The organism is Mesorhizobium sp. M0244 (genome assembly GCF_040321795.1).
Taxonomy (GTDB): Bacteria; Pseudomonadota; Alphaproteobacteria; order Rhizobiales; family Rhizobiaceae; genus Mesorhizobium.
Genome location: NZ_JAMYSE010000084.1, coordinates 1 through 20,696, shown reverse-complemented (window position 1 = coordinate 20,696; position 20,696 = coordinate 1). Strand labels below are relative to the sequence as shown.

The following is a 20,696-nucleotide window of genomic DNA, read 5'->3' as shown; positions in this document are numbered from 1 at the left end:
CGCTGGGCACACTTTAGGACGACACACTATAGTGCACATTCGTTGTTGACAGGCACGGCCATTGCTGCTTTTCTGATCATATTAAGGAACACCATTCCGAAATAAGGAACTCCGGTGACAGGAAATCTTTCATTGGAACGTGGCCTTGCGGTTCTCAATCTCCTCAAGGAAGCGGACGAGGCGGTCGGGGTGCGCGAACTCGCGCGCAGGCTTGAGCAAAGTGCTCCCGCCGTGCAGCGAATTCTGAACACTCTGGCAGAGCAGGGCTATGTCGAGCAGTCGCCAGACTCGCGGCGCTACCGCCTTGGACACTCTGTTCTGGCGCTCGCGCGGAAGGTCTTGGGTAGAGACCGCCTGGTTGGTTTGGCTGAAATAGAACTGCAGGCGCTGGCTGCCGAAGGTTGCTTCAACGCATTCCTCGGTATCAGGCGGGGCAGCTGCGGAATTTATCTCCTGACAGTGCAAAGCAAGAGTCCGGTCGTCATTCGTTCTTCACCTGGCGAGACCTTCCCCTTGCACTCCACCGCGTTGGGCAAGGCACTCCTGATGGAGCTGAGCGGCGAGGCGGTCATTGGGATTCTTGGACGAGGTCCACTGGAGCAGGTTGCCGTACGCACCGTCACGGATCCGCACAAGCTCGTTGCTCAAATCAGAGCATCCGAGCCCATCGGTTACACAACATCCCTGGACGAGAACTTTACCGGGCTGATTGCGGTCGGCGCACCGCTTCGCGATGCATCAGGCACAATCATCGCCGCGATAAGTGTGGCCTACCCCCGGTCAGTGGGACCGCATGTGGAGATCGCTGAGATTGGAGAGGCAGTAATGGCGGCTGCGGCGCGCATTTCCGCCGGCCTCGGCTTTGTGGAAGCAAAACAGGCTCGGGATTCCCATCATGCTGCTTAACGAAGCGCGCCTGAAACGATGCATGACGGCAGCCGGGCTTGATGCAGTTATAGCGACGGCGCCGGAAAACGTGACCTATATGAGCGGCTTCTGGGCTCTGCCGCAATGGATCCGTCGTGGTCCGCAGGCCTATGTGGTGTGGCCGGCTCCTGACAAAGGCACGCCTGAAATCATCGCCAACACTAGTACCCTCGACCTCGTTGCTGATCAGGAACTCTGGGTAAGCAAGGTGCGGCGCTATGGCGACTTTTATGCCGATGTCGGTCCGACGACCGCCGCGGATCGCGCGAATAGACAAGACCTCCAGCTTCGGGCGCTGCCGAGACATAGCGATGCAATCGCGGCTTTGGTTGCCGCATTGGACGAAGCCCAGCTCGCCCGTGGGCGGATCGGCATTGACGAGGCGGGACTCGCGCCAGGATATCACGAAGCTCTCAAAGCCCATTTTCCCAATGCGTCGTGGGTACCAGCCACGGCGTTGCTTCGCGAGGTTCGTGCAGTAAAGACGACAGATGAAATCGAACGGCTTGGCCAAGTTGCCAAAATTGCCGAACGCTCCATTGAAGCAGCGCTCGCGGTTGCTCAAGAAGGTGCTACCGAAGCAGACGTGGCGCGCGCTTTTCATGTCAAAACGGTTGAGGAAGGCGCCCTGCCCGTATTGGGATGCATCGGCTTTGGCGAGCGTAGCGCGCTCATGAACGTCCAGCCTTCTGACCGCAAGTTGCGTGCTGGAGAAATCATCCGCTTCGACGTCGGGGGCCGGTTTCGGCACTACCGCGCCGACATTGCCCGCATCGCCACGCTGGGCGATCCGCCGCCGCAGGCGCATCGGCTTCAGCAAGCGCTACTGCGCGGAGTTCAGCATGCCTGCGACATTATCCGGCCGGGCATGGCAGCGGCACAGCTCTTCGAGGCGGTGGTGGGTGTCGTTCAGCGCGAAGGAATTGCTCACTACAAGCGCGATCACGTCGGTCATGGCATCGGCCTTGACGGTTATGACGCGCCAACGCTCTCGCCGCGCAGTACAGACGTCCTTGAAGAAGGAATGGTGCTGTGCGTGGAGACGCCCTACTACGAAATCGGCCGCTGGGGACTCCAAGTGGAGGACATGGTGGTTGTTCGCCATGACGGAGTGGAGCGGCTGACGGAGACGCAAGGCCCAATCACCCGGGTGCCGTCATGAGCGCGGTTGGACTTTCCTGCATTCGATGCGGCGCCTTGTTCCGGATCGATATGAAGATCGACTCACGCGGCTGCCCGAAATGTAGTGCGGAGGCGCCCGCCAATCTTAAGGTTGTCTATGATCCATCAGGAGATACATCGGCCTCTTCCGCAACGGGTGCCGCGCTGCCCTCGCTCTGGCGCTATGCCGACATGCTTCCTTGTGCGCTCAGCGATGCAATCTCTTTGGGCGAGGGGCTGACGCCGCTGTTAAGTGCCGAGACGCTGGGAAAGCAACTCGGCGTCCCCAACCTTCTTATCAAGGATGAGGGCGGAAATCCTACGTGGTCCCACAAGGACCGCTTCTCGACCGTAGCGGTGTCGATGGCACGTTTGAGCGGCGCACATGTCGTGGCGACGGCCTCGTCCGGGAACGCCGGGGCCTCACTTGCCGCTTACGCTGCACGGGCGGGCTTGAAATGCGTCGTTGTCACATTCTCCGGCACTGCCGGCGCCATGCTGGCACAAATCCGCAAATACGGCGCGAAGGTCGTGCCTCTGGCCGACAAGTCGCATCGTTGGCCATTGCTTGCCGCTGGTACCGAGCGCCTCGGATGGTTTGCAACGTCGCCGTTTCACAGCCCCGTGGTCGGCAGTCATCCTGTCGGGATCGAGGGCTACAAGACCCTGGCTTACGAAATCGTCGACCAGATGCACGGTGCCGTGCCGGACTGGTGCGCCTTGCCTGTTTGCTATGGGGACGCGCTTGCCGGGCTGTGGGCTGGATTTAAGGATCTTCTTAGCCAAGGCAAGATCGATCGGTTGCCGAGACTCGTGGCGGCGGAAGTGCATGGATCTTTGGCCAGAGCGCTTGCCGGCAAGGGAGATCTGGTTGCCGAAGTTCCCGCAAGCTTCGACACGCTTGCCATCTCGATCGGCACCACACGAAGCACGTTTCAGGCGCTCAACGCCCTGCGTGAATCTGGCGGCATGGCAATGCCGGTCGGCAATTTCGGCCTGGTAGCGATGCAGCAGCAGCTTGCGGCCACCGAGGGTGTTTTTGCCGAGCTTGCCTCCGTGACGCCATTTGCAGCTATCGAATCCTTGAGACGAGAAGGCACCATCGCGCGGTCGGACAGCGTCGTCGCCATCGTGACAGCGAGTGGCCTCAAGGACTTGGACCGTTCGACCGGTCCGGACAAAGCACAACCATCATTTCAGTCAGTTGCCGAAGCGTGGGAATACCTTGCCGAGGGCCGTGACTATTTCACGCCCTCTCATGAAAGACGCGCGACCAAGATGTCCTGAAGAGAAGATAGAGACGATCATGAACGGATGCGATTTCTGATCGATTGATGATCTCGTCCACCATTGGACGGTATTGCGACTTCCTAAAAGCTATCCAGGAGAGGCAAAAAAATTCAACCCGCTTAGCGAGCGGAACCTCGATTCAAACATGATGTAAGGGGAATGTTCATGCTTCACAAAACGCTCATCGGCTGGCTTGCAGCTATCGGTATCGGAATGGCAACGCAGACAATGGCCGAGGAAACGCTCAGAGTCGGCGTTACTCCAACCGGGGTGCCGTTCACGTTTGTCGACACCGCAACCCAAAAGCCGACAGGCGCGATGGTCGATCTGGCAAGTGCGATTGCCGCGAGCCTTGGTACGACCGCCGATTTTCAAATAAACGCCTTTCCCGCCCTTATCCCGGCATTGACGACCGACAAAATCAATCTGATCTCCGCCAGTATGTTCATAACGGACAAGCGCAAGCAGGTCATTGATTTCAGCACGCCGGTTTACGCCTACGGCGAGGCAATGTTTGTTGCTGCCGGTGACAGCAAAAACTACACACTCGAAGAGCTCAGGGGTGAAACTGTCGGCGCGCAGATCGGCTCAACCTACGCTGACGCTCTGGAAGGTCTTGGCGTATTCGGCCAAGTCAAACTCTACGACTCGATCGCTGATATGATGCGTGATGTGGTCCTGGGTCGCATCAAGGCCGGCTTTGGTGACGCCCCAATCGTCGCGTACCAGCTGTCAAAGAATCCCGAACTGGGTGTTCGCCTCGTCGACGGCTATCAGCCGATGAAAAAAGGCGAGGTCGCGTTGGCGGTTGCCAAGGAAAACCCACTGCTTCTCGAAAAGGTGAACGCTTCCATCGCGAAGTTGAAAGAAAGTGGCGAACTCAGGAGAATATTTGCCAAATATGGTCTCTGAAGGCCATCGCGCATGGACCGCGAAACGCGCGCCGGCTGGCAGGACCATAGGATCGCGTCGGAATGACCGGCTTTGTCGGCCAGGGTACGTGCCAAGAGGAATAACAGCCGGCCATGACCAAATTCATCGCGCACGCAACGGAATATCTGCCGCTTCTTCTTAACGGCGTTTGGCTGACCGTCATGATAACCCTTTTTGCGCTGTGCCTTGCGACCGCGCTCGGTCTTGTCTGGGCGTTGTTCAGAACGTCTGGGATTCGCTCTCTCGCAGTGCCGACACGGCTCCTTGTCGACTTCGTGCGCGGCATACCGCTCCTCGTCGTTCTCTTCTATATTTACTTTGTCGCGCCCGATATCGGCATCAACCTGACTGCCCTTCAGGCTGGCACGATCGGGCTGGGGCTGGCTCACTCCTGCTATCTCGGGGAAACTTTCCGGGCTGGCATCGAGGCGGTCGATAAGGGTCAGATCGAAGCGGCAAAATCGATCGGGATGAAGCGCCCGTTGATGATGCGTCGCGTTGTGCTGCCGCAGGCATTCAAGATTATCCTGCCACCTTACGCCAACAATATGGTCATGCTGCTAAAGGACTCCTCGCTTGTGTCGGTGATTTCGGTTCAAGAGCTGACCATGCAGGGCAAGATGCTTGCGTCCTCCACATTCGACAACATGACAGTATTTACCCTGGTGGCACTGCTCTATCTGTGCCTGACGGTTCCGCTGAATCTGCTTATGCGTAAAGTGGAAATCTATCTTGGGGCGGCAGGATGATCATCTTCGACGACGTGCACAAGTCCTTCGGGGTCCACGAGGTTCTCAAGGGGATCAACGCCGAGATCGTCAAGGTACAGGTCGTGTGTTTGATTGGGCCGTCGGGTTCCGGCAAATCGACGCTTCTGCGTTGTGTGAACGGGCTTGAAAACTATCAGCGCGGTCGCATCAGTATCGATGGCACCGTGGTGGATGCCGCCTCGCCCCAGGTTCATACCATCTGCACCCGCGTCTCAATGGTCTTCCAACGCTTCAACCTGTTTCCGCACCGCACCGCCCTGGAAAATGTCATGGAAGGGCCCCTATACGTGCTGAAGGAAAATAGGAAACAGGTCCGCGAGCGGGCAATGGCACTGCTCAACCGCGTCGGCTTGGCCGACAAGACGAATGCCTATCCCGCGTCCTTGTCAGGCGGCCAGCAGCAGCGCGTGGCCATCGCCCGCGCCCTGGCGATGCGCCCACAGGCCATCCTTTTCGACGAGCCGACCTCCGCACTTGATCCGGAAATGGTCGGCGAGGTCCTGCAGGTAATGCGCGCGCTCGCAGACGAGAACATGACCATGCTCGTCGTTACGCATGAAATTCAGTTCGCCCGGGAGGTTTCCGATAGTGTCCTCTTTCTCGACGGCGGCCGGATCGTCGAGCAAGGTCCGGCCAAGGAGCTCCTTCGACACCCGAAGCACGAACGCACAAAGGATTTTCTTCACCGGGTGATGTACCCCGTCTGACTCTTGGCCGGTGCTGCCTTGTCGCGTCAAAATTCTGAATTAGACCTGTCGTTCCGCCGGGGACGAGCCGTCAAACTGTGCGAGAACGGCGTTTAGAGTTCTACGGTCCCAAGGAAACCTCGTCCATGCCGTTTCCTCGGCCGGGCGAATTTGCTTGAGAACTGTTGGCTCAAGGGGAATTGAAATTGGCCAGTCCTTCAAGCCGGCGAGCCAATCCGGGTTGTAGACTGTATCCGAATGCCGATGCCCTTCATCTGGCATTATCACGACGGTGGAGGCTTCGGGATTTTGCTTGGCGAACCATGCGCCGACCAGGGCAGCGGCGCCGCTGGTCGGGCCCATGAAAAGCCCGTGATCGCGAAAGAGCCCATGCGCCATGGCGTAAGCCGGTAAGGCGCCCACCCAGTGAATATCGTCGATCATCTCATGTCGAACATTGTCCGGCAAAACACTGTTGCCGAGCCCGCGCAGCATGCGCCTTCCGACAGGCTGGCCGAAGAGCATGCTTCTGTGGGTATCGACAGCAATCATCCTGAGATCTGGAAAGAGCTCACGAAGGAAACCTCCGGTTCCACACAACGATCCCCCTGTGCCGACGCAGCCGACGAGGCAATCGACGCGGCCGAATGAGCGAACAACGAGATCCGCCAGGCGCGCGTAGGCAAGGCGGTTTTGCGGACTGTCGTACTGTCGTGGCCAATACGTGTCCGGGCTATCTTGCAAGGTCTTCTGAAGGTACTCAAGGCGACCACGCTGATTGCCGTCTCCCTGAGGATCATCGATGGCCATCACTTTGGCACCGAGGTGTTCCAGCCGCCTCTTGAGTTTCAGGTCGATGAGGCTGGAGGCCGTGACGAGCGTAAGCCCATAGCCACGGGCGGCAGCTAGCATGGCGATGGCCAGGCCGAATGTGCCCGACGTCGTTTCAATGATGTGCCCACCGCGCTTAAGGCGTCCTGATGCTTGTGCACGGTCGACCATGAACCGGGCGGGCATCAGCTTCATGAGGGGAAAGCAGGCGGCGTTGAGGTTAGGCGCGAGCTGGGCAAATCGCGGTGTTTCATAGGCGCGTAAGTAGTCTTCACCTGCGCTCACTGGATTACTCTCGTTTCGGCGTTAAGGGCAAATGTATGAACATCTTTGAAGCCCGCGCCCCTCAACTGCCTTGCGAGTTCGACGGCGCGCATGGCTGGTCGCGGTGCGGCAGCATCCAGGAGGATGCCGATCAATGTGCCGCTGTGGGCCACTTGCACGCCGCATGCGTCATGCTCCCTGGCTATGTCCAGAACAGTGTTGAAAGCTGCCTTCGGCAGATGCCTCTGACTTATACTGGCGCTGATGGTTGCGACACGTCCCAGCAGGCGAGGATCTTGTTGCTGGATTGAGCGGTACGCCAATCCGCGCAGAACACGGAAGACCCCGATTTCCTCACTATCGTAGCGTGCCCGTTGCATGCCCAGCGTATCGATGGGCGGGGCACTGCCATCCCTGAAACCCACCACCACAAAGGGCGGGAACTCGCCCCCGAAGTATTCGATTGTACGGCCTTCCCGGTGAGCGAAGAGCAGAGCTTGATCACAGTACGCGATGGCATCGCTCGCGCTTTCCGCGGCAACCGCCAGTCGCGCAACCGTTGACTGGCGCAGCACGAGGCCCGCAGCAGCCGCGACCGCGCGGATCGACGCAATGACGTCTGCCGTCGAGGAACCGTAGCCGTGCCCTATCGGTATAGTGCTTTCGATCGTCAATTCTCCCCCTCCCCCAGCTATTCCGATATGCTCGAGCGTGAGGGCCGCGGCGCGCGCTGCTTTGGTCCGGTTTGCAGGTCGCGGCCGAATGCCCTCTTGTTCATGTGGCCAGAAGGTCGCTAACGACTCTTGCGCCGTGAGCGGAAGCGTGACGAGGCCGCGACAAAGCCGTCCATTTTCCCCTTCAAAAACGCCCTGGAGGAATTCCCCGTGATGGGCGTGCGCCCGACCGACTCCTACGGACAGAGGCACCGCGACATTCTCGTCGTTGATCTTGCTCGAGTGTGTCTGGTGGCCGGATCTCGGCGTGTTCCTTTTTACCACCGCATCATCTCCTCACCCTTTGAGTTGGACGATGATGCGTACGACTGATCCTGGCTGTCACTCGCCAAATCTTGGTAGTGCTGTTCGCATGTACCCCAAGGCGCGGCCAGCTCGCTGCGTCACTTTGCTCAACAGTCACGCGCAATACTCGCCCCTAGCCTCGGATCGGTGGGGCAGACACCAGTCCTGGAGACCCGGCCCAGTGTCGCCGTTTCACAACGCGTCCGAAGAAACGATCGATATCAATGGCCGGCCAGAGTTCCTGCTGGAACCTGTCTTCGTCATTGTCGTTCTTGCGAAGGAGGGCCGGACGGTCAAATGCGCCCATTTGGAAAAAGACACTCCTAGCCAATCCTCAATATGCCAAGTCTTGGCGATCTTGCCGTCCCTGAACTGGTGGATGTCGATGGCCATTATCTTGAACGGCGGGTTCTTGGAAGGGAATCCACCTGTCTGAGTTTCCTAGATCGTCGAGCGCACCACGACCATGTCGCCGGCCTTCCACGCGGCTCGCGCCCTTCGAGATGCTGAATAAAGATGGCTGGATTTGCCAAAGTCGATGCGCTATATGACCATCTACATGGTCAGGAGCGTGACTTACATGATCGGGGGCGTGGCATGAACGCGATCAATCTGGCTGACGCCAAGGCACATCTCAGTGAACTCATAGACCGGGTCGAAGCTGGCGATTCAGTCGACATCACCCGACGCGGCAAGTTGGTCGCACGGCTTACAACCGTGGCTAAACCACGAAAGCCGATCGATAGGGCAATGCTTCAGGCGCTGAGCACAGCTATGACGCCCCAGGTACAGGACGCTGCCGATCTGGTGCGGACGATGCGGGACGGCGATCGTTACTGATGGTTTATCTCGATACGTCGATAATTGTCGCGGCGCTTTCGAACGAGGCCGCGAGCCCGCGAGCTCAGGCCTGGCTGTCAGAGCAGGATCCGGCGCAGCTGCTGATAAGCGACTGGACCGTCACCGAATTGTCCTCCGCCATGGCAATCAAGCTGCGGACTGGCCAGATCACGGTGGCGCAACGTGCCAAGGCGCTGGCGATGTTCAATAAGCTTGTCGCGGAGAGTTTCACGGTGTTGTCGGTGACGGGCGGGCATTTCCGGGCAGCGGCTAAGTTCGTCGATCAGTACGCTCTAGGGCTGCGCGCGGGCGACGCACTTCATCTCGCCACCGCGTCGGAACACGGTGCCACAGTGCATACGCTCGACCGTCGGCTCGCCGAAGCTGGCCCCGTGCTCGGCGTGCCTACCCAGCTACTGGCGACCGGGGTTTAACACAGGCTGCCTTGATCGCGCCGGTTCGCTGCCTTTGTGATTACCCTGACTTCGTATCGAAACGCATTCGGCTGAATGCCCGGTCGGTAGCCATGAATCGTGCCAGCATTGGTGCGATCAGCTTTGCTGGATCGGCGATCGTCTGGCCGCTCTCACGGCCGAGCAATTCAGCATAGGCAACGAGATCGCGATGAACGGCGCCGGGCAGTTCGACGGTGATCTTGACCGGACGGTCATCGGGAATGGCGGAGAGTTTCAGCTTGGTCATGACGGATCCTTCTGAGCACCGTACGGCACAAGAACAAGGTCGCGATTGACGATCACGCGAACCGGAAAACCGGGCCGCACCGTGAGCGTCGGCTGCACGTTGAGCTGATTGCGCACGATCTGCTGGCCGATATTGGAGGCTGAATCCTGCGCGCTTTCGCGGACGGCTTTGGCAATGTCGCTCTCATCGCCGTTGGACCCAAGCGATGCTCCAATGCCGAGCACCGTCGACAGCGCCGCGGCCCGGAACATCTGGCCCCAATGATGGTCGACCTCGTCCTCCAGCCCGGAAAAGCCTTCAGCGCCCGCGCCCTGCTGCCGCTCCAGCACGATCGAGGTGCCGTTGGGCATGATCAGCCGGTTCCAGACCAGCAGCAGGCGCGACTGACCGAAGGCCACCTGGCTGTCATACTGGCCGATCAGCCGCGCGCCCTGCGGGATCAAGAGGTATGATCCCGTCGGGCTGTCGTAGACGTTCTCGGTGACTTGAGCGGTGATCTCGCCGGGCAGGTCGGAACGGATGCCGGTGATGAGGGCTGCCGGTATGACGCTACCAGCCTGCACGACATAGGGCGAGGCCTTCTCGGCGAGCCGATCGGGGCTGACGGTGCGGCGATCCGGTCCGGCATTGATGAAAGCGAGCTTGCGGTCCTGCATGTTTTGAGCGGGGCCTGGATCGATCGGTGGCTCCCCGATCGGCGGTGTCGGGCTGGACAGTGTGTTCGCGACCGTGTTTGCATCCTGTCTTACCGGATGCGACCGCGCGTTGGTATTGGTGAACAGTTTTGCCACGCGGGCAGCCTCGATCTCGGCCAGGCGGCGCTGTTCTTCCGGATCGGCGCGCGGTCCACTGATGTTCGGCGCCCCGGTCGGCTGGCCGCGCTCCTGCGCACGCAAGATCGGCCGGCCGAGGTCGCCAGGCAGCGCGGGGCCGAGCTGCGGAATCCCGGCATAATCCTTCGGCAGGGTCTGCAGCCCGTCGGCGGTGGAGCGGTTTTCAGTGGTGAAGAGCTCGGGCGGTTGTTCGGTGCCGCGCCGTCTAGTGTCGAGCGCCCAAATCAACGTGCCGAGGATCGCAGCGCCGGCAACGCCACCAACGTCTATCAGCACCTTGCGCGACAACCGCGTGACCCTAGCCGGTTCAGGCCGCAGGCGCAGTTCGGCTCGAATGTCCTGGTTGGGTGCATTTGCAGGTTCGGTCATCGGAACAGCCCCGCGCCAGGCTGGCGTCGTTTCGCGTCCGTCCGCACGATGCGGACACGCTTTTCGCTTGTCTTGTCGCCGAGCCTCAATTCCGCGGCAGCGAACAGCCGGTCAACGATGTAATAATTCTGGCGAGCGCGGTAGTTGACCAGTTCCGAACCACCCGAAGGGCCGATCACGAACAGCGGCGGCATTTCCCCCTGCCCTATGCCCGATGGGAACTCGATGTAGACCTTTGCACCGTCGTCGAAGGCGTGAAGCGGCCGCCAGGGGGCGGCATCGCCTTCGATGCGGTAGCGGAAATTCAGTTTCTGGAGGTCGACGCCGGTCGCGACCGGCTTTGCGGCGGAAGCCTGCGCATTCTGGCGCCGCAGCGCAATCAGCTGGTCCTGCGGATACTGCCAGGAGACGGAGGCCATGTAGGTCTTTTCGGTCGAGCGGAGCTCGAGATGATAGGTGCGGCGGTCGCTGTTGATGACGAGGTTGGTCTGGAGGTCTGGCCGTGTCGGCTTCACAAGAATGTGGACCTGCTGGCGCTCCCCTGTCCCACTTTGCGTATCGCCGATGATCCAGCGCACTGTGTCACCGGCGGCGACTGGCCCGGAGCCGACAAGCTGCTCGCCGGGCTGCAAGGCGATGTCGGTGACCTGGCCGGGTGCGGCGTAGATCTGGTAGAGCGCGCCCTCACTCCAGGGATAGAGCTGGATGGCATTGACGAAACCGTCGCGAACCGGCTGCATGCGTGCGGCCTCATTGGCCTGGCTGATCCGCTGCGTCGGATCGGCTGGCTCCGGCTTCACCTTCGTGGCCTCGACCGGTTTCAACTGACCAGGCAGTGGAAGCAGTTTCGGCACTTCCACCACCCTCACCGGACCAGCCGGGTCGACCTTCCGCACGGCAGGCGCCGCATCGTCATAATTGATCTCCGGCGGAATGTATTTCTTCGACGCACAGCCGGCGAGCGCCGTTGCTGACAGCATTGCCAGGGCAAGCATACGCGCCTTGGGCGAAATGCGCATGGCCGGTCTCGCCGATGTTCTTGTTCGTGCCGCACGCATCATGAAAGCTCCTTCGACCAGTTGATGGCGTTGACATAGACGCCGAGGGGATTGGCTTTCAGCCGGTCGGCGTCGCGGGGTGGCTGGATCACGATTGTGAGGATTGCGGTCCAGCGCTCGGTTCCGGCCAGGCTGCCATTCTCGTAGCGGCGCTCGACCCAGGCAACGCGGAAGGAATCCGGCGAAGCACGGATGACGCTGGAAACCTCAATGGCGATCTGGAGTTTGCCCACTTTGGCAAAAGGGTCGTTCAAGCGAGCGTAATCATTGAGGGAAATGGCGCCGCGATCTGTGGTGTAGTCGTAGGCGCGCAGCCAGTTTTGGCGGACGATGACCGGGTCGGCCGGAATGCTTCTGACCTGTTCGATGAAGCGGGCCAGATGCCAGGCGATCTGCGGATCGGTCGGCCGATAGTCGGCAACGGCCGGAGCGACAACCTGCGCTTCGCCGAACTTGTCGACCTCCACCACCCAGGGAACCACTGAGCCGCGCGTCGACTGCCAGACCAATGCGGATGCAAAACCGCCGGCCAAGACGAGCGAGCCGAAGGCCATCAGCCGCCAGTTTTTCGCCTGGACGCGAGCCGAGCCGATGCGCTCGTCCCAAATCTGGGCTGCACGCTGATATGGCGTCTCGGGGTGAAGCGTTTTTCCGTAACGAACGAAAGGGCGTCTAAAGGGGGTCATTGGCGGTCGTCCTGGTCGAGGGAAACATTCATTGAGCCGCCGCCATCGTCGCTGGAGTGGACCGAGTGCGCGGCGACGCTGGCGCCATGGCTCATAGCCTGGCCGCGCTTCATGCGTTTTGCCCATGCGGGCGGGGAGTCGGCACTGGTTTCGGTGGTCGGCCAGTCACCGGAGGAAGCCGTTCCCGACGAGCGCTCTCCACTCGTCGCAGCCCAAGCTGCCAAGCGGCCGGCCTCGTAGCTATCGGACAGGGCTGACGCGGCGCGCGACATTGCCTGTTTGACGGGTTGAACGGCAGCGCTGGCACCAGCCCTTGCGACACCCGCCATGCCGGCGGCGATTGAGCCTGCGCCACCTCTTCCAGATGTGGCTGCGGCAAGTTCCCAGGCGGCCGAAGTGCTGCCGGCCAGATGCGCGCCACCCCGTGCGGCGGCTGCCGACATGCGCCCGCCTGCACTGAGCCCGCCTGCTGCGCCGCCTATTGCCGCGCGGGCGCCCACCGCGCCGGCTACGCCAAGGCCACCAACGGCGAGGCTCGTGCCAACGGCGGCACCTGCGCCCAGTTGCGGAGCACCAGAAATCAGCCCCGTCGCGATGCCGGGACCGAAGATCGACAGCCCCATTAGCGAGAGAGCGCCCAGGACAAGCGACAGCGCATCGGTGATCGTCGGTTGTTCGGCACCAAAGCCTTGAGTGAACTCGCCGAAGAGGCCCGAGCCGATGCCGACGATGACGGCGAGCACCAGGATTTTCACGCCGGAGGCAACGATGTTGCCGAGCACTTTTTCAGCGAGGAAGGCGGTCCGGTTGAACAGCGCAAAAGGGATCAGCACGAAGCCGGCAAGCGTCGTCAGCTTGAATTCGACCAGCGTGACGAAGATCTGCACGGCGAGAACAAAGAACGCAATCAGCACGATCGCCCAGGCGATCATCAGGACCGCAATCTGAACAAAATTCTCGAAGAACGAGACGTAGCCCATCAACTGGCTGGCGGCTTCGAGGATTGGATTACCGGCATCGACGCCGACCTGCGCGACGCGGCCCGGCTGCAGCAGTGCGGCGCCCGAAAGTGCCGAACCTCCCGCCTTCAGACCGAGCCCGGAAAAGCTCTCGAAGACGACCCCGGCCAGACGATTGAAGTTGCCGATGATGAAGGCAAAGAAGCCGATATAGAGCGTCTTTTTCACCAGTCGGTGCAGGACGTCCTCATCCGCACCCCAAGCCCAGAACAGGCCGGCAATCGTGATGTCGATGACGATCAGAGTGGAGGTGAGGAATGCCACCTCGCCGCCGAGGAGCCCGAAGCCAGAGTCGATATAGCGGGTAAAGGTCTCCAGGAAGCGATCGATCACGCCGGTGTCGTTCATGGCGCCACCGCTTCGGGATGGGGCCGGTCTTCCGCGCGAGGCGGAGTTGGCGGTTGGAGCGGCAGCATTCGGCTCTGGTCCTTCTCGATCCACGGAGCCGCGTTTGGCGCGATGGGGCGGGATGGTTGCAGGAAGCGTCGGCGGCTTTGCGCCCAGGCTTTCCTGCAGGCTTTGTCATCAACGGCCGCCATGCCGATGGCCCGGCATCGCGCAAGCTCGACCCCAGCCGGCTCGCCGCCCGGATGTGCGGAGCGCGGGGAGGACGCGTCCTGCGAGCCGTCGCCGCGCAGCGCCATGGAGGCGGCGGTCATGGCGGCGCCAAGGGCAAGAACGGCTGTTATCCGGGCGGCGATCTTGAGATCCATGCGACTCTCGCCTCAGTCGTGGAACATTTTTACGGATGACGGGCTGTAGCTGCTGCCCGTCATGAAACGGCTGAACTGTTCGCGTGCCTGCTCCTGCGCGGCCGCCCGCCTCGCCTGCTCAAGGGCTTCGGCTCGTCCTTGTGCGGCCAGCATCGCAGTGAGATCGGCAACTTGCTTGGCTTGCACGGCGAGGAGCTGGTTGCCGGCCTGCGTTGCCTGAAGCACGCCGACAGCGGACTGGCTGGCACCGACCAGCGCACTCGTCTGCTCTTGTGTCCCCGCGATGTTGTCGACCGCGACGGCGCCGGTTTTCAGCGAATGCTCGAAGGCCGACACCGAGGTCTGCCAGCGTTGACGCGCGCCGTCGACAAGCTGCTGGCTCGACAGATCCGAACCGAAATTTTCGTAAGCGGAGGTAAACTGGCTCTCGATGTCCTGGACGCTGTAGGCCAGCTTGTCGGCCTCGCCGAGCAGGCTCTTCATCTCGGAAAAATTGGCGTCAATCTGGCCAAGCAGCGAGGTCGGCAGCGAAGTGAGATTCTTCGCCTGGTTGATCAGCATCTGCGCTTCGTTCTGAAGCGAGGTGATCTGGTTGTGGATCTGCTCCAGGGCACGCGATGCCGAAAGCAGGTTCTCGGCGTAGTTCTTTGGGTCGAACACGATCAGTGCCGATGCTGGTGCCGATGACAGCGCCGTCGCGACGACGATTGCGCCGGCTGCCGCCATGCGACGGATACGGCGACCTGCAAGAACGGAATTCATGAGGAAAGCTCCTTTGTGGATTGGTCGATCACGTCAGTGAGATTGGGAATGAGGTCTGCCGCCCAGGAGAGACCGCGGTTCGTAAGCCAGGCCTCGAGGAAATGGTCTCGGCCGGCCTCGGCGACTATCCGGTCGATCGCGGCCTGGTCTGACTTGGATGACGCGGCGCAGAGCGCGAGCGCGATCGGACCGAGGCCAAGCTCGAACAGGCGGTTGCCGCGGCGGCTCTGACAGTAATAGTCGCGCTTCGGTGTCGCTCGGGCGACGATCTCGATCTGGCGATCGTTAAGACCAAAGCGTCGGTAAATTTCGGTGATCTGCAGCTCGATGGCGCGCTCGTTCGGCAAGAACAGCCGCGTCGGGCAGCTTTCGACGATGGCGGGTGCGATTGGCGATCCGTTGATGTCCGAAAGCGACTGGGTGGCGAAGATGACGCTGGCGTTCTTCTTCCTAAGCGTCTTCAACCATTCGCGCAGCTGGTCAGCGAAACCGCCATCGTCGAGCGCCAGCCAGCCCTCGTCGATGAGCAGCAGTGTTGGCCGGCCGTCCATCCTCTGCTCGATGCGGTGGAACAGATAGGCAAGCACGGCGGGCGCAGCACCGGTGCCGATCAGGCCTTCGGTTTCGAACGCCTGGACCGAAGCTTCGCCCAGCCGCTCGTGCTCGGCATCGAGCAGCCCGCCATAGGGGCCACCGATGCAATAAGGACGGAGCGCCTGTTTCAACGGCGACGACTGCAGCAGCACGGCCAAGCCAGTCAGCGTCCGCTCCTGGACGGGTGCAGAGGCCAGCGACGTCAGCGCCGACCACAGATGATCCTTGACCAGCGGTGTGATGGGCACGCCTTCGCGCAGAAGAATGTCGACAAGCCAGTCGGCCGCCCAGGCTCGCTCTGGCGTATGATGGATGCGGGCGAGCGGCTGTAGCGAAACGGTGTGAGCGTCGCCCGACAGATCGGCCAAAGTGAGCAAGGGCAACGGATCGTCGGGCCCCTGCCCACTTCCGGCATTGCTTCCGAGATCATGCCAATCGCCATCCATGGCGAGCATGGCCGCGCGGATTGAGCCGCCGAAGTCGAAGGCAAAAAGCTGGCTGTGCTCGTAACGCCGGAACTGAAGGGCGATCATCGCCAACAGGACCGACTTGCCGGCACCGGTCGGGCCGATGACGAGGGTGTGGCCGACATCGCCCACGTGAAGGCTGAACCGGAACGGTGTGGCGCCTTCCGTTCTGGCGAAGAAAAGCGGCGGTGCGCCAAAATGCTCGTCCTCAGTCGGTCCAGCCCAGACCGCCGAAAGTGGAATCATGTGGGCGAGGTTCAGAGTCGAGATCGGCGGCTGGCGGACATTGGCGTAGACGTGGCCAGGGATGCTGCCGAGCCAAGCCTCGACGGCGTTGACGCCTTCGGCGATGCAAGTGAAGTCCCTGCCCAGAATGACCTTTTCGACCAGACGCAGCTTTTCGTCGGCGATTGACGGATCGGCATCCCAAACCGTTGTGGTGGCGGTGATGTAAGCCTCGCCGATCTGATCTGAACCGAGATCCTGCAGGGCCGCGTCCGCATCGGCCGCCTTATTGGCCGCGTCGGTATCAACGAGGACTGACGCCTCGTTGGTCATCACCTCCTTCAAGATTGCGGCGATCGATTTGCGTTTGGCGAACCACTGGCGACGGATCTTCGTCACCAGCTTCGTCGCGTCGGTCTTGTCGAGCATGATCGCCCGCGTCGACCAGCGATAGGGGAAAGCAAGCCGATTGAGGTCGTCGAGAATCCCCGGGAAGGTCATGGTCGGGAACCCGGTGATGGTGAGCGTGCGCAGATGCGCTTCGCCAAGCCTCGGCTCTAACCCGCCGGCCAACGGCTGATCGACCAATAGCCCATCGAGATGTATCGGCGTTTCTGGGACACGAACGCGATGCCGCTTGGTCGAAATGGTGGAGTGCAGGTAACTCAGCGTCTCGCCATCATCGAGCCAGTCAGCTTCGGGAACGAAACCTTCGATGAGGTTGAGCACGCGGTCGGTGCGATCGACAAAACTCTTCAGGAGCTCCCACGGATCGACACCGGTCTTTTCCCGGCCTTCGTAGAGCCAGCTCTCCATTCGCGACACTTCCTCGGCCGGAGGCAGCCACACGAAGGTAAGAAAGTAGCTGCTTTCAAACAGCACGCCGGACTCTTCGAACTGTTCGCGACGCTCGATTTCGAGAAGCGCCGATGCGCAATCCGGGAACCGGCTGTCGGGGTAGCCGCTGGCGGAATTGCGCTGCGCTTCGACAAAAATTGCCCAGCCGGAGCCGAGCCGGCGCAGCGCGCCGTTGAGCCGTGCGGTTGTTCCGACCAGCTCCGCCGGCGTGGCGGAGTCCAGGTCCGGCCCGCGAAAACGCGCCGTTCTTTGAAAACTGCCGTCCTTGTTGAGCACCACGCCCGGCGCCACCAGGGCGGCCCAAGGCAGATAGTCGACGAGGCTGGCGCTCTTCTTTCGATATTCCGCGAGGTTCATCATGGCGAAAAACCTCAGCAGCCGAAATGCACGGGATAGCGCAGGTGCCGGCGAACCACGTCGACGAACTGTGCATCGCGCTTTGCCGCCCAGACGGCTGCGATATGTCCGATCGCCCAGATAACGAGACCAGCGATCCACAAACGAAGTCCCAATCCGACCGCGCCGGCCAGCGTGCCGTTGGCGATGGCGACCGCACGCGGCGCGCCGCCGAGCAGGATCGGTTCGGTGAGCGCGCGATGCACCGGCGCGAAAAAGCCACGGACTTCCTCCTCCATCAGATCAGCGCTCCGCCGCCGAAGGAGAAGAAGGACAGGAAGAACGAACTTGCCGCGAAAGCGATCGACAGCCCGAACACGATCTGAATCAGCCGGCGAAATCCGCCCGACGTGTCGCCGAAGGCGAGCGAAAGGCCGGTGACGATGATGATGATCACCGCCACGATCTTGGCGACTGGCCCCTCGATCGATTCGAGGATTTGCTGAAGCGGCTCCTCCCAGGGCATGGAAGAGCCGGCAGCATGAGCAGGCGTGATCGTTATGATCGTAGCAGCTGCCGCAGCCAACGGCAGCTCCACGGCAAGTTTATGGATTGCCGATGAGGTGAAGCGGATCGGGGTCATTCTGAAGCTCCATGGGAGAGTGGAAATTCGCGGTCGATGTGGTCTCGAGATTCTTCGAGGGTGCGGTAGTCGCCGGTGGCCGGATCGAGCCCGTCGACCAAGGCGATCTCGACAAGCCGGCGCGCAGAGCCGCGGCCAGCGAGGACCGCAATCAGGTCGATGGTTTCGGCAATCAGCGTGCGCGGAACCGCAACGACGGCCTCCTGCACGAGCTGCTCCAGCCGCCGCAGTGCGCCAATGGCCGAACTGGCGTGAATCGTGCCGATGCCGCCGGGATGGCCGGTGCCCCAAGCCTTCAACAGATCGAGCGCTTCTGCGCCACGGACCTCACCGATGGGGATGCGGTCGGGCCGAAGCCGCAACGCCGACTTCACCAGATCGGAAAGCGAGGCGACACCATCCTTTGTGCGCAGCGCCACAAGATTGGGCGCTGCACACTGCAGCTCGCGCGTATCCTCGATCAGCACGACGCGCTCGGCGGTCCTGGCCACCTCCGCCAGCAACGCGTTGACCAGCGTCGTCTTGCCGGTCGACGTGCCGCCGGCCACCAGCACGTTCTTGCGTGTCCCCACGGCAAGCTGCAGGACGTCAGCCTGGCCTTCGGTCATGATGCCGGCAGCGACATAGTCTTGAAGCGTAAACACCGCGACTGCCGGCTTGCGGATGGCGAAGGTTGGCGCCGTAACGACAGGCGGCAACAGACCCTCGAACCGTTCGCCGGTGTCGGGCAGTTCGGCCGAAACACGCGGCGAGTCCGAATGCACCTCCGCGCCGACATGGTGCGCGACCAGCCTGACGATCCGCTCGCCGTCGGCCGCGATCAGGGTTTCATTGCTTGCGACTAGTCCTTCGCTAAGACGATCAACCCACAGGCGACCATCAGGATTCAGCATCACCTCGACGATGGCCGGATCGTCAAGAAAGCCTGCGATGGCCGGGCCGAGAGCGGTGCGCAGCATACGCGCGCCGCGCGATACCGCTCTCTTGCTGCCATTATGGTTGATCGCCACGATGGTCCCCGTTTCTTACCGCGAATTGGTTCGTGCCGCGGTCGGGGACAATTAGAAAAGGCAGGAGCGCCGGCCTTGCAACAAGCAAAACCGGCGATCGTGGCATGACGTGCAGAGACTTGCGAAATGCGGTGCCGCGACCGCGATAGCTCAGCAACCCGGTGCCTGACTGGCCATCGCCGCTCCAGCAGGCGGCTATATTCAAGGGGTGGCATCGCGACGGAGGATCAGCGGCTCGTTAGGTGCGTCTGACAGGATGAAGGGACTGCTTTCACCCTCCATGGACCGCTGCCGGAACGCCCTTTACTGCGGCCCGGTAGAGTTCCTCGCCGGCCGTTGTCGGATTGGAGTCGACAGGCAGCTTCGGGAGACTGGCGGTCGCCGCTTGGCAGGCGTCGGCCTGGCGATTGTCGTGGTCAATCCGGCGCGGGTGTAGGCGAGGCTGGCAGGTATGTTGAAGAGCCTAGAGAACTGTGGTAGAAATTGCCAGAAAGGTAGATTTTTGGAGTTTGTCGTGTCCCTGAACATCAAAAATCCAGCCACCGTTGCTCTCGCCGATGAACTCGCACGCCGCCAGGGTATCAGTAAGACAGCAGCCATTCATCAGGCCCTTAGCGAGCGCTTGCACCGCTTGGGCTTTGGAGAGACCGCTCAGGAGCGTTTGCTGGCAGAATTGCGCGCCATCCGAGAAAGAGTGGCACGATTGCCTGAACTGGATAGTCGCAGCGACGAGGAGATCATCGGGTATGACGAGCATGGAATCCCTAACTGATGGTGATCGATACCTCAGCTGTTGTAGCGATCCTTCGGAGCGAGCCTGAGGCAGCAAGGCTGGAACGAGCGCTGGTCTCCGACCCAATCCGTCTGATCCCGGCAACCTGCGTGCTCGAGGCACGCATGGTGCTGGTCAGCAGGCGCGGCGAACACGCGTTGGCCGAGATCGATCTTTGGCTGCGCAAAGTCGAGGCCGACATCATTCCTGTCGACTCCGAATTGGTTGATCTTGCGACCCAGGGTTGGCTGACCTACGGCAAGGGCCATCACCCGGCGGCGCTGAATTTTGCCGATTGCCTCTCCTATGCTTTGGCAAAGCGTGCAGACGAACCGCTGCTTTTCATCGGCAAGGACTTCTCCCAAACGGATATCGAACCGGCATGAGCACGAGACTCTAAGGCCATCGGCTGTCTCCAGCTTGAACCCTGTAATAGCGCCCAATTAGTTTCGATTCTGTCGGCTGGTCCTGCATCAAGGGTGTCATGCCAGTTGGTCCCAAAGCAGAGCAAGCTGACGTCTTTCGTCCCTCCGGCCTGGCGCTGCTGGGCCGCGTCTTCGATCGGTTGGAAGTTGAAGGCCAATCCAGCCGGCCAACTTGTGCTCAGACATTCACGGCCGCGACGCCGGTCGCGCGAATAAAGGATGGGCCTCGTCGAAAACAGCCCTTGGTCATGCTGCGCTTCCTTCCTGATGCTTGTGGCTGTTTGGACAGACCACGTTTTATCATCAGCTCGAAGCGCAGCACCTTCTTGCATCACCGTTGAAGAAGGGGCGCAAGCCGAATACCCCACCTACCAAATTGGCGGAACAAATCACGATCATTTCTCATTTTGGTGATCATCAAGGGAGATTGAGCATGGTCGACCGGCACAACCCAAAAATCGAGGCATCGGCAAATGTCGAAAAGGACCCGGAAGATTGGGTCA

The 20,696-nt window shown here is 61.1% G+C and carries 25 protein-coding genes; 12 read left to right on the top strand and 13 right to left on the bottom strand.

The window, feature by feature from the left end:
* Positions 1-132 precede the first annotated feature (132 nt).
* The 6 genes from NKJ08_RS30945 to NKJ08_RS30920 all read left to right on the top strand — a co-directional run bounded on the left by NKJ08_RS30945 (position 133) and on the right by NKJ08_RS30920 (position 5,788).
* A complete protein-coding gene (locus tag NKJ08_RS30945) occupies positions 133-906 on the top strand; it encodes an IclR family transcriptional regulator (protein ID WP_352529659.1) in 774 nt (257 codons plus the stop codon).
* Positions 896-2,089, top strand: coding sequence for a M24 family metallopeptidase (locus tag NKJ08_RS30940; protein WP_352784910.1), 1,194 nt, complete (start codon positions 896-898; stop codon positions 2,087-2,089). The genes NKJ08_RS30945 and NKJ08_RS30940 overlap by 11 nt, the downstream gene beginning before the upstream one ends.
* Complete coding sequence (locus NKJ08_RS30935) at positions 2,086-3,375, top strand: threonine synthase (RefSeq protein ID WP_352780169.1); 1,290 nt, start codon at positions 2,086-2,088, stop codon at positions 3,373-3,375. The genes NKJ08_RS30940 and NKJ08_RS30935 overlap by 4 nt, the downstream gene beginning before the upstream one ends.
* Positions 3,376-3,543: 168 nt before the next feature.
* A complete protein-coding gene (locus tag NKJ08_RS30930) occupies positions 3,544-4,290 on the top strand; it encodes a substrate-binding periplasmic protein (protein ID WP_352529653.1) in 747 nt (248 codons plus the stop codon).
* Positions 4,291-4,403: 113 nt separating this feature from the next.
* Positions 4,404-5,060, top strand: coding sequence for an amino acid ABC transporter permease (locus tag NKJ08_RS30925; RefSeq protein WP_352529651.1), 657 nt, complete (start codon positions 4,404-4,406; stop codon positions 5,058-5,060).
* Positions 5,057-5,788, top strand: a complete 732-nt coding sequence (locus NKJ08_RS30920) for an amino acid ABC transporter ATP-binding protein (protein ID WP_352784906.1) — start codon at positions 5,057-5,059, stop codon at positions 5,786-5,788. Before NKJ08_RS30925 ends, NKJ08_RS30920 begins: the two co-directional genes overlap by 4 nt.
* A 39-nt stretch (positions 5,789-5,827) precedes the next feature.
* On the opposite strand, the gene NKJ08_RS30915 is transcribed toward NKJ08_RS30920, so the two are convergent.
* Both NKJ08_RS30915 and NKJ08_RS30910 read right to left on the bottom strand, forming a co-directional pair.
* A complete protein-coding gene (locus NKJ08_RS30915) occupies positions 5,828-6,883 on the bottom strand; it encodes a cysteine synthase family protein (protein WP_352529647.1) in 1,056 nt (351 codons plus the stop codon).
* A complete protein-coding gene (locus NKJ08_RS30910; protein WP_502896194.1) occupies positions 6,880-7,788 on the bottom strand; it encodes a GHMP family kinase ATP-binding protein in 909 nt (302 codons plus the stop codon). Before NKJ08_RS30910 ends, NKJ08_RS30915 begins: the two co-directional genes overlap by 4 nt.
* Before the next feature lie 274 nt (positions 7,789-8,062).
* Between NKJ08_RS30910 and NKJ08_RS30905 the strand changes: the two genes are divergently transcribed.
* The 3 genes from NKJ08_RS30905 to NKJ08_RS30895 all read left to right on the top strand — a co-directional run bounded on the left by NKJ08_RS30905 (position 8,063) and on the right by NKJ08_RS30895 (position 9,155).
* Positions 8,063-8,317 carry a hypothetical protein gene (locus NKJ08_RS30905; protein WP_352784903.1) on the top strand — a complete coding sequence of 85 codons (255 nt, stop codon included), beginning with the start codon at positions 8,063-8,065 and terminating at the stop codon, positions 8,315-8,317.
* 161 nt (positions 8,318-8,478) lie between these two features.
* Positions 8,479-8,721 carry a type II toxin-antitoxin system Phd/YefM family antitoxin gene (locus NKJ08_RS30900; RefSeq protein WP_352529641.1) on the top strand — a complete coding sequence of 81 codons (243 nt, stop codon included), beginning with the start codon at positions 8,479-8,481 and terminating at the stop codon, positions 8,719-8,721.
* Entirely contained in the window at positions 8,721-9,155 is a 435-nt protein-coding gene (locus NKJ08_RS30895) for a type II toxin-antitoxin system VapC family toxin (RefSeq protein ID WP_352529639.1), read from the top strand. The genes NKJ08_RS30900 and NKJ08_RS30895 overlap by 1 nt, the downstream gene beginning before the upstream one ends.
* Positions 9,156-9,195: 40 nt before the next feature.
* Here the strand turns inward: NKJ08_RS30895 and NKJ08_RS30890 are convergent, their stop codons facing one another.
* Genes NKJ08_RS30890 through trbB form a run of 11 tightly spaced genes read right to left on the bottom strand, consistent with a single transcriptional unit; the run spans position 9,196 to position 18,945 of the window.
* Positions 9,196-9,423 (bottom strand): DUF2274 domain-containing protein, encoded by a 228-nt coding sequence (locus NKJ08_RS30890; RefSeq protein WP_352529637.1) that lies wholly within the window; start codon positions 9,421-9,423, stop codon positions 9,196-9,198.
* Positions 9,420-10,625 (bottom strand): TraB/TrbI/VirB10 family type IV secretion system protein, encoded by a 1,206-nt coding sequence (locus tag NKJ08_RS30885; RefSeq protein ID WP_352784899.1) that lies wholly within the window; start codon positions 10,623-10,625, stop codon positions 9,420-9,422. The genes NKJ08_RS30890 and NKJ08_RS30885 overlap by 4 nt, the downstream gene beginning before the upstream one ends.
* Positions 10,622-11,644: a P-type conjugative transfer protein TrbG gene (gene trbG, locus NKJ08_RS30880; protein WP_352529633.1), complete on the bottom strand. Its 1,023-nt coding sequence runs from the start codon at positions 11,642-11,644 to the stop codon at positions 10,622-10,624. The genes NKJ08_RS30885 and trbG overlap by 4 nt, the downstream gene beginning before the upstream one ends.
* A 38-nt stretch (positions 11,645-11,682) precedes the next feature.
* Positions 11,683-12,369 carry a conjugal transfer protein TrbF gene (gene trbF / locus NKJ08_RS30875; RefSeq protein ID WP_352529631.1) on the bottom strand — a complete coding sequence of 229 codons (687 nt, stop codon included), beginning with the start codon at positions 12,367-12,369 and terminating at the stop codon, positions 11,683-11,685.
* Complete coding sequence (gene trbL, locus NKJ08_RS30870; RefSeq protein WP_352529629.1) at positions 12,366-13,736, bottom strand: P-type conjugative transfer protein TrbL; 1,371 nt, start codon at positions 13,734-13,736, stop codon at positions 12,366-12,368. The genes trbF and trbL overlap by 4 nt, the downstream gene beginning before the upstream one ends.
* Positions 13,733-14,101 (bottom strand): putative entry exclusion protein TrbK-alt, encoded by a 369-nt coding sequence (trbK-alt, locus tag NKJ08_RS30865; protein WP_352529627.1) that lies wholly within the window; start codon positions 14,099-14,101, stop codon positions 13,733-13,735. The genes trbL and trbK-alt overlap by 4 nt, the downstream gene beginning before the upstream one ends.
* Before the next feature lie 12 nt (positions 14,102-14,113).
* On the bottom strand, positions 14,114-14,863 hold the full coding sequence (gene trbJ / locus NKJ08_RS30860) for a P-type conjugative transfer protein TrbJ (protein WP_502906364.1): 750 nt from the start codon (positions 14,861-14,863) through the stop codon (positions 14,114-14,116).
* Positions 14,860-17,367, bottom strand: coding sequence for a conjugal transfer protein TrbE (gene trbE / locus NKJ08_RS30855; RefSeq protein ID WP_352529625.1), 2,508 nt, complete (start codon positions 17,365-17,367; stop codon positions 14,860-14,862). The genes trbJ and trbE overlap by 4 nt, the downstream gene beginning before the upstream one ends.
* A gap of 11 nt (positions 17,368-17,378) precedes the next feature.
* Positions 17,379-17,642 (bottom strand): VirB3 family type IV secretion system protein, encoded by a 264-nt coding sequence (locus tag NKJ08_RS30850; protein WP_352529623.1) that lies wholly within the window; start codon positions 17,640-17,642, stop codon positions 17,379-17,381.
* A complete protein-coding gene (locus NKJ08_RS30845; RefSeq protein WP_352529621.1) occupies positions 17,642-17,986 on the bottom strand; it encodes a TrbC/VirB2 family type IV secretion system protein in 345 nt (114 codons plus the stop codon). Before NKJ08_RS30845 ends, NKJ08_RS30850 begins: the two co-directional genes overlap by 1 nt.
* Positions 17,983-18,945, bottom strand: a complete 963-nt coding sequence (gene trbB / locus NKJ08_RS30840; RefSeq protein WP_352529715.1) for a P-type conjugative transfer ATPase TrbB — start codon at positions 18,943-18,945, stop codon at positions 17,983-17,985. Before trbB ends, NKJ08_RS30845 begins: the two co-directional genes overlap by 4 nt.
* 565 nt (positions 18,946-19,510) lie before the next feature.
* On the opposite strand from trbB, the gene NKJ08_RS30835 reads away from it, so the two are divergent.
* The 3 genes from NKJ08_RS30835 to NKJ08_RS30825 form a co-directional block, all read left to right on the top strand.
* Positions 19,511-19,768: a type II toxin-antitoxin system VapB family antitoxin gene (locus NKJ08_RS30835; RefSeq protein WP_031195575.1), complete on the top strand. Its 258-nt coding sequence runs from the start codon at positions 19,511-19,513 to the stop codon at positions 19,766-19,768.
* Positions 19,768-20,154: a type II toxin-antitoxin system VapC family toxin gene (locus NKJ08_RS30830; protein WP_352529619.1), complete on the top strand. Its 387-nt coding sequence runs from the start codon at positions 19,768-19,770 to the stop codon at positions 20,152-20,154. Before NKJ08_RS30835 ends, NKJ08_RS30830 begins: the two co-directional genes overlap by 1 nt.
* A gap of 310 nt (positions 20,155-20,464) precedes the next feature.
* The coding region (locus tag NKJ08_RS30825; protein ID WP_352784893.1) for a hypothetical protein at positions 20,465-20,696 on the top strand (232 nt) is incomplete at its 3' end.

Coding starts and splice junctions, on each gene's coding strand:
- NKJ08_RS30940 (WP_352784910.1), top strand. CDS start 896: ATGCTGCTTAACGAAGCGCGCCTGAAACGATGCATGACGGCAGCCGGG.
- NKJ08_RS30935 (WP_352780169.1), top strand. CDS start 2,086: ATGAGCGCGGTTGGACTTTCCTGCATTCGATGCGGCGCCTTGTTCCGG.
- NKJ08_RS30930 (WP_352529653.1), top strand. CDS start 3,544: ATGCTTCACAAAACGCTCATCGGCTGGCTTGCAGCTATCGGTATCGGA.
- NKJ08_RS30925 (WP_352529651.1), top strand. CDS start 4,404: ATGACCAAATTCATCGCGCACGCAACGGAATATCTGCCGCTTCTTCTT.
- NKJ08_RS30920 (WP_352784906.1), top strand. CDS start 5,057: ATGATCATCTTCGACGACGTGCACAAGTCCTTCGGGGTCCACGAGGTT.
- NKJ08_RS30900 (WP_352529641.1), top strand. CDS start 8,479: ATGAACGCGATCAATCTGGCTGACGCCAAGGCACATCTCAGTGAACTC.
- NKJ08_RS30895 (WP_352529639.1), top strand. CDS start 8,721: ATGGTTTATCTCGATACGTCGATAATTGTCGCGGCGCTTTCGAACGAG.
- NKJ08_RS30890 (WP_352529637.1), bottom strand. CDS start 9,423: ATGACCAAGCTGAAACTCTCCGCCATTCCCGATGACCGTCCGGTCAAG.
- NKJ08_RS30885 (WP_352784899.1), bottom strand. CDS start 10,625: ATGACCGAACCTGCAAATGCACCCAACCAGGACATTCGAGCCGAACTG.
- trbG (WP_352529633.1), bottom strand. CDS start 11,644: ATGCGCATTTCGCCCAAGGCGCGTATGCTTGCCCTGGCAATGCTGTCA.
- trbF (WP_352529631.1), bottom strand. CDS start 12,369: ATGACCCCCTTTAGACGCCCTTTCGTTCGTTACGGAAAAACGCTTCAC.
- trbL (WP_352529629.1), bottom strand. CDS start 13,736: ATGAACGACACCGGCGTGATCGATCGCTTCCTGGAGACCTTTACCCGC.
- trbK-alt (WP_352529627.1), bottom strand. CDS start 14,101: ATGGATCTCAAGATCGCCGCCCGGATAACAGCCGTTCTTGCCCTTGGC.
- trbJ (WP_502906364.1), bottom strand. CDS start 14,863: ATGAATTCCGTTCTTGCAGGTCGCCGTATCCGTCGCATGGCGGCAGCC.
- trbE (WP_352529625.1), bottom strand. CDS start 17,367: ATGATGAACCTCGCGGAATATCGAAAGAAGAGCGCCAGCCTCGTCGAC.
- NKJ08_RS30850 (WP_352529623.1), bottom strand. CDS start 17,642: ATGGAGGAGGAAGTCCGTGGCTTTTTCGCGCCGGTGCATCGCGCGCTC.
- NKJ08_RS30845 (WP_352529621.1), bottom strand. CDS start 17,986: ATGACCCCGATCCGCTTCACCTCATCGGCAATCCATAAACTTGCCGTG.
- trbB (WP_352529715.1), bottom strand. CDS start 18,945: ATGCTGCGCACCGCTCTCGGCCCGGCCATCGCAGGCTTTCTTGACGAT.
- NKJ08_RS30830 (WP_352529619.1), top strand. CDS start 19,768: ATGGTGATCGATACCTCAGCTGTTGTAGCGATCCTTCGGAGCGAGCCT.